Below are 9387 nucleotides of genomic sequence, written 5' to 3' on the forward strand. Positions count from 1 at the left end.
CCCAGATCGTTAGCCACCTGCTTGCGCGTAAGCCCACTTGTCAGCGCGATACGCACCGCATCTTGCCGGAATTCGTCCGTCCGTTTCAGTCCCCTCTCGGGATCATGCTTCGCATAACCCTGCCGGGCGGGGCATAGTTCATCGCCTTTGTTGCAATAAATGCTATCAAAAGAACGGCATCAAACCGCGACAGGTCCAGAGACCTCACGCAATATGTGATTAGCAGGGACATGTGCCTCTATATCAAAGTCGTAAAACAACCGCCCCAGAGCTTCTTGAACACCCATCATCATCAAATCCCCACTCACCCTACAATAACGAGAGAAGCAAAGGACCTGCCGCAAAGCAACAGAGACTTCACCAACGAAATAGGCCCATAGTCGCAAATGCTGCGATCTGCATGAACGTCAGCTATTGTCTCATCGAGACAAACTTGCTGCGGAAAACTGGCGAGCTCGTTTCAAATCACACGACGCCCATTTTTTGGGTTGCTAGTCCCATGCTGAGGCAAGAACCTCGAACGCCGCTTTGACGTTTGGATCTTTGGCGCGGGACTTCAGAGTGATAAAGCGGAGCGATGTTTGGATCGACACCTGATCGGCGACAACAAGACCGCGCGTTTGCATTTCATCTAGCGCAATAGATTCCCGACAAAGGCTAAGTCCAACCCCAGAGCGCACCATCGCTAACATGGACGGTTCTTGGTCCACCGAACAAACGTAGTTGGGTGTGATGCCGTCCTCGGACAGCTCGGCATCCAAAAGCCGGCAATGGACCGAGTCTTGAGGCGTGCCGATCCATGGCAGATCGGCCAGCGCCTGCCAGTCTTTGCCAATAACGCGATCCTCCCATCCTTTCGGAGCCAGAACTTGGTAGGTGAATGTTGTCAGCTCTCGTTCATGGAAAAGGGACGCTCCGTCGAGTTGGTCGGGATCAATCGCGGGTTCGTAAGGGGCCAGACTTCCAAGATAGAATCCAACATCGATGTGGTCAGCAATGATACGGTTGATCACCTCGCCGCTCATACCGTGCGTAAGTTTCGTCCGCAAATCAGGGAACCCTTCCACCAACAACGACAAAAACTGGCCCAAGCGGATGAACCCTGGATCGACAATGGTGCCGATACGCAAAGTGCCGCGCACATCGCCGCTGACCCTGCGCGCGGTTTGGCCGAATTCGGTCAATGCGGCGCGCACCTTTTCAGCCTTCGCGATCAGTGCTGTTCCGTCCCGTGTCAGTTCCAGCCCTTTGGACGTGCGTGTGAACAACGTCAGGCCTGTATCTTGCGCCAAACGCTTCAGTTGCAGGCTGACAGCGGGCTGCGTCAGGTGCAATTTTTCGGCTGCTCGCGACACGTTTCCTTCGCGGGCCACAGTGATGAACGCATCAAGCACGCGGATGTCTTGAACGGATCTCAATATAAGTACTCCTTATAATGTAGGGTGCCAATATTCATTGGATTGTGATGTTCAAAGTCGACATATTGCCAAAGAACTCAATATCGGAGCGTTCTATGACTATTCACCCGATCGGACATTATATCAACGGCAAATCATACGCTGGTGCGAATGCTGCAACCCAAGCCGTGTTTAACCCGGCAACAGGTGCCCAAACTGGGATCGTTGATCTTGCACGGGTCGAGGATGTGGACATGGCTGTTGCCGCGTCTCAAAAGGCGTTTCCGGCGTGGGCCGATATGCCACCGATCCGGCGCGCAAGGTTGATGAACCGCTTTCTGAACCTGCTGAATGAGAACAAGGATGACCTGGCCCGCGCGATCACGCTCGAGCATGGCAAGGTTTTCACCGATGCTCGTGGCGAGGTTGAGCGCGGCATTGATATTGTTGAATTTGCCTGCGGAATCCCGCAACTGCTTAAGGGTGATTTCACCGACCAGGTGTCTACGGGGATCGACAACTGGACCCTGCGCCAACCGCTGGGCGTTGTTGCTGGTGTGACCCCGTTCAACTTTCCGGTCATGGTGCCGATGTGGATGTTCCCTGTCGCAATCGCCGCTGGGAATACCTTTGTTCTAAAACCGTCGCCCACGGATCCGACGCCCGCCCTGATGTATGCGGAGTTGATGAAAGAGGCAGGCTTCCCCGATGGCGTGTTTAATGTGGTGCAGGGCGATAAAGTCGCTGTTGATGCCCTATTGGCCCATGACGATGTGAAGGCCGTGTCCTTCGTTGGCTCTACGCCAATTGCAAATTACATCTACGAGACCGGAGCGCGCAACGGCAAGCGGGTGCAGGCCTTGGGTGGCGCAAAAAACCACATGTTGGTGATGCCTGATGCAGATCTGGAAAAGGCCGTCGATGCGCTGATCGGTGCGGCCTACGGTTCGGCAGGAGAGCGTTGCATGGCGATTTCAGTCGCGACCCTTGTGGGGGATGTTGGCGACAAGATCGTGCCAATGCTGGCCGAGAGGGCCCGCGATCTAAAGATCAAGAACGGGCTGGAGCTGGATGCAGAGATGGGTCCGGTCGTGACCAAAGCAGCCCATGATCGCATCAAAGGTTACATCGAAAAAGGTGCCGCCGAAGGCGCTGACCTTATTGTGGACGGGCGCGATTTCACGGTCGAGGGCTTTGAGGACGGCTATTGGTTGGGCGGCACTTTGTTCGACAATGTGACCCCCGATATGACCATCTACCGCGAAGAGATTTTCGGCCCTGTATTGGCCTGCGTTCGCGTCAAGGATTTCGCGGAAGGTGTCGATCTGATCAATGCCCATGAATTTGGCAACGGTGTCAGCCTGTTCACCCGCGATGGCAATGCTGCGCGTGAATTTGGCCGCAAGATCCAAGTTGGCATGGTTGGCGTCAACGTGCCGATCCCGGTGCCAATGGCGTGGCATGGGTTCGGTGGCTGGAAGAAAAGCCTGTTCGGCGACACCCATGCCTACGGCGAAGAAGGCGTGCGGTTCTACACAAAACAGAAATCGATCATGCAACGCTGGCCGGAAAGCATTTCGAAGGGTGCTGAGTTTGCGATGCCGGTCGCCCAGTAACCGCGTCACTTTGGGAGGAGGCAGACCATGCAAAATTCAAAAGACGAAAAACTTGATGGCGGCCCGCTTAGTGGGATCACAGTCCTTGATTTTTCGCGGGTTCTGGCAGGGCCATATTGTACCATGGTGCTGGCCGATCTGGGCGCGCGGGTCATCAAGGTCGAAAAGTTCGGCACCGGTGATGACACACGGGCGTTCCCGCCCTTCGTTGACGCTGAAAGCGCATATTTCATGTGCTTTAATCGCGGCAAAGAAAGCATCGTTCTGGACATCAAATCGCCCCGTGATCGGGAATTGCTGGAACGATTGTTGGACACATCCGACGTGCTGGTTGAGAATTTCCGCCCGGGCGTGATGGACCGCCTCGGTTATGGCGCTGAGCGTTTGGCCAAGACCCATCCGCATCTGATCTATTCGTCTATTTCCGGCTTTGGCCATTCTGGCCCGATGTCTGATCTGCCGGGCTATGACATGGTTGTCCAAGCCATGGGGGGCGTGATGAGCTTGACCGGCTGGCCCGGTGAACGCCCGGCCCGTGTCGGCACCAGCTTTGGTGATTTAGGCGCGGCTTTGTTCGGCGTTATCGGCATTTTGGCAGCCCTTTATCGGCGCACACAGAACGCACAGGGCGAGCGTGTTGATATCGGCATGCTCGATTGTCAGGCCGCTTTGATGGAAACCGCTCTTGCTCGGTTTGACGTAGAAGGCAAAGTGCCTACGCGCACTGGTGATTGCCACCCGTCCTTGGCGCCGTTTGAGACGTTTCAGGCCAAAGACGAACGCTTTGTGATCGCGGCAGGCAACGACCAGCTGTTCCTGCTGATGGCCGACGCGATTGGCGCGCCGGATTTGGCGATGGACCCTGATTTTTCGTCCAATGATCTGCGGGTGCGCAACCGGCCCAAGATGGTCGCAGCCATCGATGCCGTGACATCCAAAATGCCGGTGCAGCACTGGTTGGACGAACTGAACGAGGTCGGCGTGCCCTGCGGCCCCATCAATACGATCGACCGGATCCTCGATCATCCGCAGCTTTTGTCGCGTAATATGATTGTGCAGGTCGAAGGCAAAAGCGCCAAGCCATTCCGCACTGCGGGCAATCCGGTAAAGTTGTCAGCCTATAAAGACATAGATCCGGCAACCGCACAGGTGGCTCCGGCGCTGAACCAGCACCGCGAGGACATCCTCGCCGAAGTTATGGCCGACGCAGAGGCCTATGACCAAAACCAAACAGCCAAGAAACACGCACAAACCGATGCCGAAGACTTTGGCTGGGCGTCTTTCGGGCTAAAGCGCTGACACCAGACGTGGGAGAAAAACCAATGACAGCCAAGACAGCAAAATCAAAAGCTGAAAAATCCGCCGAAAAAACCATCGAACGCACAACGCTTGAGGAAATCATTGTCGAGCGGCGCGAACATGTCGGTTTGATCACGTTGAACCGCCCCAAGCAGTTGAACGCCCTGAACCTGCAATTGGCGGCCGAGGTCATGGCCACGTTAAAGGCTTTCGATGCGGATAACCGTATCGGCGCTGTCGTCATCACCGGCAGCCCGCGCGCCTTTGCTGCGGGGGCCGACATCGAAGAAATGGCGGAAAAGACGCTGGTAGAATTGTTGAGCAACGATATTTTTGCCGATTGGGACCAGATGCGTTTCATTCAGAAGCCCGTGATTGCTGCCGTCAGCGGCTTTGCCCTTGGTGGCGGGTTTGAGCTGGCGATGCTGTGCGATTTTATCATCGCGTCAGAGGATGCACAGTTCGGTTTGCCCGAAATCAAGCTCGGCATCTTGCCCGGCATTGGTGGCTCGCAGCGGCTGTCGAAATCCATCGGGAAATCGCTGGCGATGGACATGATCCTGACGGGCCGCACAGTGGACGCAGTCGAGGCCAAAGCCTCTGGCATCGTGGCACGTGTCGTCCCGGGCCACGAGCTTTTGCAAACCGCCCTTGAGGCCGCCCATCAGATCGCCGGACTGAACGCTCCTGCTGTAGCAATGGCCAAAGAGGCCGTGAACTATGCGTTCCAATCCAATCTGTCCGAGGGTGTGATGCACGAACGTCGCTTGTTTCAGGCAGCCTTTGCCACTGACGGCCAGAAAGAAGGTATGGCCGCATTTGTTGCCAAACGCGCGCCCGTCTTCCGCAACCGGTAATCAGTCGGGCCCCTATGTACACCATGTCGGATCAATCGCATATCACAGTGGCGCAAGCTGGCCGGATCGGGATCATTGGCCTTAACCGCCTGCAGGCCATGAATGCGCTTACGCTCGACATGGTGCGCGACATTGATCGGGCATTGGACCGGTTTGAGGACGACCCGACCATTGATCGCGTGCTTCTGAGATCCGACACGGATCGCGCGTTTTGTGCGGGTGGTGATATGCGCCGGATCCGCACCCTATCATTGGCGCAAAATTTCGCAGACGCCGAACAGTTCTTCCAAGAAGAATACAGCCTGATCCAACGCATGTCCGGCTATGCAAAAACCATCATCGCTTTGGTTGACGGGGTCTGCATGGGCGGGGGCTTAGGTCTTGTCATGCAATGCGATGTCCGCGTTGCGACGGATCGTGCCCGGTTTGCCATGCCCGAAACCGCAATTGGGTTTTTCCCCGACGTCGGCGGCAGCTATTTCCTGCCCCGCATGCCGCATTTTGGCGGCTTTTGGATGGGCCTGACCGGCGCGCACGTTGCGGGCTTTGATGCACAAACGTTGGGCATTTCAACCCACATGTTGCCCCAGGACGATGTAAATGGATTTGAGAGCGCGCTTGGCGTGCCTGAGGCAGCGTTGGACACTGTCCTAGAAAGTTTTTGCGCGGTCCCCGGCTATCAAAGCAGCATGTTAAGCCTTGCGGCCAATACCATGTGTTTTGATCAATCGACGCTTTGCAGCATCAAAGACTGTTTGTCAAAACGCACTGCGGTAGGATCAGAATCCGCGCGTAAGACGCTTGATAAAGTCTCACCGCGCAGCCTGCAAGAAACCATGCGGTTGCTGCGACGCGGGCGGGACGCGTCGCTCAAAGACTGCCTTGCGCGTGAATTTGAAGCCATGCAGCGCGCCATCCGCCATCCCGATCTGGCCGAAGGAGTCCGGGCTGTGTTGGTCGACAAAGACCACGCACCCTGCTGGCAATCAACACCTGTCTTAACGCAAACATGAAAGTCGTATCATGACCGGAAATTCTCAAGAGTTTGACTATATCATCGTGGGTGGCGGATCGGCAGGTTGCGTTCTTGCCAATCGCCTATCTGAGGATCCCAAGAACCGTGTTCTGCTATTAGAAGCAGGCGGCAAAGACAATTATATCTGGATCCATATCCCTGTCGGATACCTGTATTGTATGGGCAACCCTCGGACGGATTGGGGGTTTAAGACCAAGGATCAACACGGGCTGAATGGTCGTGCGCTGAACTATCCGCGCGGGCGCGTGCTTGGGGGGTGTTCGTCGATCAATGGCATGATCTATATGCGCGGCCAGGCGCGTGACTATGATGGCTGGCGCCAGATGGGGAACCCTGGCTGGGGCTGGGACGATGTCTTGCCCTACTTCAAAAAGTCCGAGGATTACTATGCAGGCGAAGACGAAATGCATGGGGCCGGTGGCGAATGGCGGGTTGAGGAACAACGCCTGACATGGGAGATTTTGGACGCCTACCGTGATGCCGCCGAACAGGCCGGGATTGCGAAGGTCGAGGATTTCAATCGCGGCGACAACGAAGGTTCGGCCTACTTTCGGGTTAACCAGCGGGGTGGCTGGCGCTGGAACACATCCAAAGGCTTCCTGCGTCCTGTGAAGTCTCGTGAGAACCTCAAGGTCGTCACCCAAGCGCAAGTCCAGAAGGTCTTGTTTGAGGGCAAACGCGCGACGGGTTTGGACGTGGATGTGCGTGGCGTGAAAACCACCTACAAAGCGCGCGGCGAGGTGATCTTGTCCGCAGGTGCAATCGGGTCGCCGCAATTGCTGGAGCTGTCGGGAATTGGCAATCCAAAGGTTCTTGGCGCACAGGGGATTGAGGTCGTTCATCAAATCGATGCGGTTGGTGAGAACCTGCAAGATCATCTGCAACTGCGTACTGCGTTCCGCGTGGAAGGCGTGAAAACGTTGAACCAACGCGCAGGCTCGCTTTGGGGACGCATGGGGATTGGGCTTGAATATGCCTTGAAACGGTCAGGGCCGATGTCGATGGCCCCCAGCCAGTTGGGTATCTTTGCAAAGTCCGGGCCCGAGGTCGAAACCGCCGACCTCGAATTTCACGTCCAGCCATTGTCGCTTGATAAATTCGGCGATCCTTTGCATCCGTTCCCGGCCTTTACGGCCAGTGTCGTGCCTGTCCGGCCGCAAAGCCGCGGTTCGGTGCATATCACGTCAAAAGACCCGAAGTCCCATCCATCGATTGACCCCAACTACCTGAGCACCGAAGGGGATCGTCAGGTTGCGGTGCGTGCCATCCGCCTTGCCCGTAAAATCGCAGATCAGGCTGTGATGGCCAAATACAAGCCCTCTGAAATCAGCCCCGGTGCGGCGTATCAGTCGGATGCAGATTTGGCCCATATGGCTGGCGACATCGGTACCACGATTTTTCACCCTGTCGGTACGTGCCGTATGGGGCCGGATGATGCCGCTGTCGTTGGGCCCGACTTGCGCGTGAACGGGATCGAGAACCTTCGGGTGGTTGACGCCTCTGTCATGCCGACAATCACGTCAGGCAACACAAATTCACCCACAATCATGATTGCGGAAAAGGCGGCTGATATGATCTTGGGCCTATAGAAATCTAGAACACCTTTCAAAGAGACCGCGTTTTCGGCCGATATCCCAGTTGATCCTACACGTCTGCAAGATTGCCCGAGTTGGAAGTACCTGTTGCAGGAATTCGATGCGTTGTATCGCATGGGGTTCTCTGGTGGCAGCGCCATCATCCGCAGCCACCGCAAACGCGTGCGCGACCGATTATCCAATGCAGTCAAATCCAACCCGGTTATTCTTGAAAACCTGCAACACCTTTGCCGGTGACAGCCCACTTGCCGCGCGCTTTGGACCTTGGGGAACGTGGCGCAATGCAGGACCTGGCGCGTGCCTTGCGCTAAAGCGACCGTTGATTTGGGCGTTACCGCCATCATTGAACGAATAGAGCGGTCACAATTCTCGGTGAACGCGTTAATTTTTGAAGCTTTGGCAGCAAATCAAGACAAGCGTTATGCGAACGGTGAGCTTAAGGGGATTGCTATGCCGAAGTTCTCCGATTTAGAGCGAGCCATCGAGAGCCTACAAGCTAAATTATGAAAAAAGATGAATTGATTTTTGATAGTCGATCATTCTTGTGCGCTCACCGACTTAGCGGTAGATAGCCAGAAATACACGCTTTTGGGGTATCGCTTGTGAAGGTCGAAACGCGATTTGTCGTTCTTGCAGCGGCCCGTTCGGGCAGCACGGCTTTGACGACAACACTGAACACCCATCCCGATATTTATTGCCACGGCTCGCCATTTTTTAGGGGTAAAAAGAACCAGCTGGCACTGCTGGACGAAGTTCAGAACGGGCTTGATTTGTCCAAACTAGAGACAGATCCCGGCGGTTACATGTATGATATTCTCAATTTCACGCCGGGACCAAAATGTGTTGGCCTCAAAGCTTGGCCAGGTCAAATCAGGTCTTCGTTGCGCGCAATCTCCTTGATGACAAAGGACCCGAGCATAAAAAAAATCGTACTCAATCGCAAAAACCATCTGGCGTGTTTGTCATCTTTTGAGCTGGTGCGCTTAAAACAATCAGCCCGACATTTGTTTGCGGATGGACTGCCCCGTCCGCAAATCGACTTTGATCGAGAGGCATTCCTTGAGTATGTCGAAACGCGGTCATGGCTGTTCAATTGGTACGACAAGAAATGCAAACATGGATATCTTGAAATCCCGTATGAAGGGCTGATGACAGACGGGATTTACAAGATTGTTGAGCACTTGGGGTTGGATCCCATCACCTTCAAGGCGCGTACGACCAAGCGAAATACCAGCGATGTATTGGGCCGCTATAAGCCGGAATTTCACAATGAAATCGTGGAGTGTTTGGATGAAATCGGCCACCCAGAATGGGTGACCGAAAAGTAACAGTTCATTTGTCTACAAAATGAAATCTGTGACTGAGATTGATTGTAGATCATCAAGTTTGATCTGCATATCCGCAACGCCCTCACCATCGATATCAGCACGAAGCAGCACATATGGGCCAAAAGCACCATATCATCATGCTAACGTTGGCTCATCGGGCGCACCTGCCAAGCACGCCCCCCCCGCGATGTGACCCGCATAATCTGGCAGAGAAACTCGACAGACCATTCTTCTTTCCAGGCGTCGATGAAAGCAAATC

9 protein-coding genes are annotated in these 9387 nt (G+C 55.0%); 8 read left to right on the forward strand and 1 reads right to left on the reverse strand.

Annotated features, from left to right (window positions below):
- Positions 1 to 491 precede the first annotated feature (491 nt).
- The gene (locus tag ABJO75_RS11425; protein WP_348432480.1) at positions 492 to 1418 is read right to left on the reverse strand and encodes a LysR family transcriptional regulator; all 927 of its coding nucleotides are present in this window, start codon (positions 1416 to 1418) and stop codon (positions 492 to 494) included.
- Between the two features lie 95 nt (positions 1419 to 1513).
- On the opposite strand from ABJO75_RS11425, the gene ABJO75_RS11430 reads away from it, so the two are divergent.
- The 8 genes from ABJO75_RS11430 to ABJO75_RS11465 all read left to right on the forward strand — a co-directional run bounded on the left by ABJO75_RS11430 (position 1514) and on the right by ABJO75_RS11465 (position 9128).
- Positions 1514 to 3013, forward strand: a complete 1500-nt coding sequence (locus ABJO75_RS11430) for a CoA-acylating methylmalonate-semialdehyde dehydrogenase (protein ID WP_348432481.1) — start codon at positions 1514 to 1516, stop codon at positions 3011 to 3013.
- Between the two features lie 27 nt (positions 3014 to 3040).
- Positions 3041 to 4312, forward strand: a complete 1272-nt coding sequence (locus ABJO75_RS11435; protein ID WP_348411925.1) for a CoA transferase — start codon at positions 3041 to 3043, stop codon at positions 4310 to 4312.
- Between the two features lie 23 nt (positions 4313 to 4335).
- Positions 4336 to 5169: an enoyl-CoA hydratase-related protein gene (locus ABJO75_RS11440; protein ID WP_348432482.1), complete on the forward strand. Its 834-nt coding sequence runs from the start codon at positions 4336 to 4338 to the stop codon at positions 5167 to 5169.
- A gap of 23 nt (positions 5170 to 5192) precedes the next feature.
- Complete coding sequence (locus tag ABJO75_RS11445; protein ID WP_348432483.1) at positions 5193 to 6182, forward strand: enoyl-CoA hydratase/isomerase family protein; 990 nt, start codon at positions 5193 to 5195, stop codon at positions 6180 to 6182.
- A gap of 10 nt (positions 6183 to 6192) precedes the next feature.
- Complete coding sequence (locus tag ABJO75_RS11450) at positions 6193 to 7794, forward strand: GMC family oxidoreductase N-terminal domain-containing protein (protein ID WP_348432484.1); 1602 nt, start codon at positions 6193 to 6195, stop codon at positions 7792 to 7794.
- Between the two features lie 93 nt (positions 7795 to 7887).
- Positions 7888 to 8037 carry a hypothetical protein gene (locus tag ABJO75_RS11455; protein WP_348432485.1) on the forward strand — a complete coding sequence of 50 codons (150 nt, stop codon included), beginning with the start codon at positions 7888 to 7890 and terminating at the stop codon, positions 8035 to 8037.
- Between the two features lie 60 nt (positions 8038 to 8097).
- Positions 8098 to 8307 carry a hypothetical protein gene (locus ABJO75_RS11460; protein WP_348432486.1) on the forward strand — a complete coding sequence of 70 codons (210 nt, stop codon included), beginning with the start codon at positions 8098 to 8100 and terminating at the stop codon, positions 8305 to 8307.
- A 95-nt stretch (positions 8308 to 8402) separates the two neighbouring features.
- Complete coding sequence (locus tag ABJO75_RS11465) at positions 8403 to 9128, forward strand: hypothetical protein (RefSeq protein WP_348432487.1); 726 nt, start codon at positions 8403 to 8405, stop codon at positions 9126 to 9128.
- Positions 9129 to 9387 lie beyond the last annotated feature (259 nt).

This window comes from Sedimentitalea sp. (assembly GCF_039973035.1).
Lineage (GTDB): Bacteria > Pseudomonadota > Alphaproteobacteria > Rhodobacterales > Rhodobacteraceae > Sedimentitalea.

What these genes read in the sequence shown, in the direction of transcription:
- ABJO75_RS11430 (WP_348432481.1), top strand. Translation starts at nt 1,514, where the DNA reads ATGACTATTCACCCGATCGGACATTATATCAACGGCAAATCATACGCT.
- ABJO75_RS11435 (WP_348411925.1), top strand. Translation starts at nt 3,041, where the DNA reads ATGCAAAATTCAAAAGACGAAAAACTTGATGGCGGCCCGCTTAGTGGG.
- ABJO75_RS11440 (WP_348432482.1), top strand. Translation starts at nt 4,336, where the DNA reads ATGACAGCCAAGACAGCAAAATCAAAAGCTGAAAAATCCGCCGAAAAA.
- ABJO75_RS11445 (WP_348432483.1), top strand. Translation starts at nt 5,193, where the DNA reads ATGTCGGATCAATCGCATATCACAGTGGCGCAAGCTGGCCGGATCGGG.
- ABJO75_RS11450 (WP_348432484.1), top strand. Translation starts at nt 6,193, where the DNA reads ATGACCGGAAATTCTCAAGAGTTTGACTATATCATCGTGGGTGGCGGA.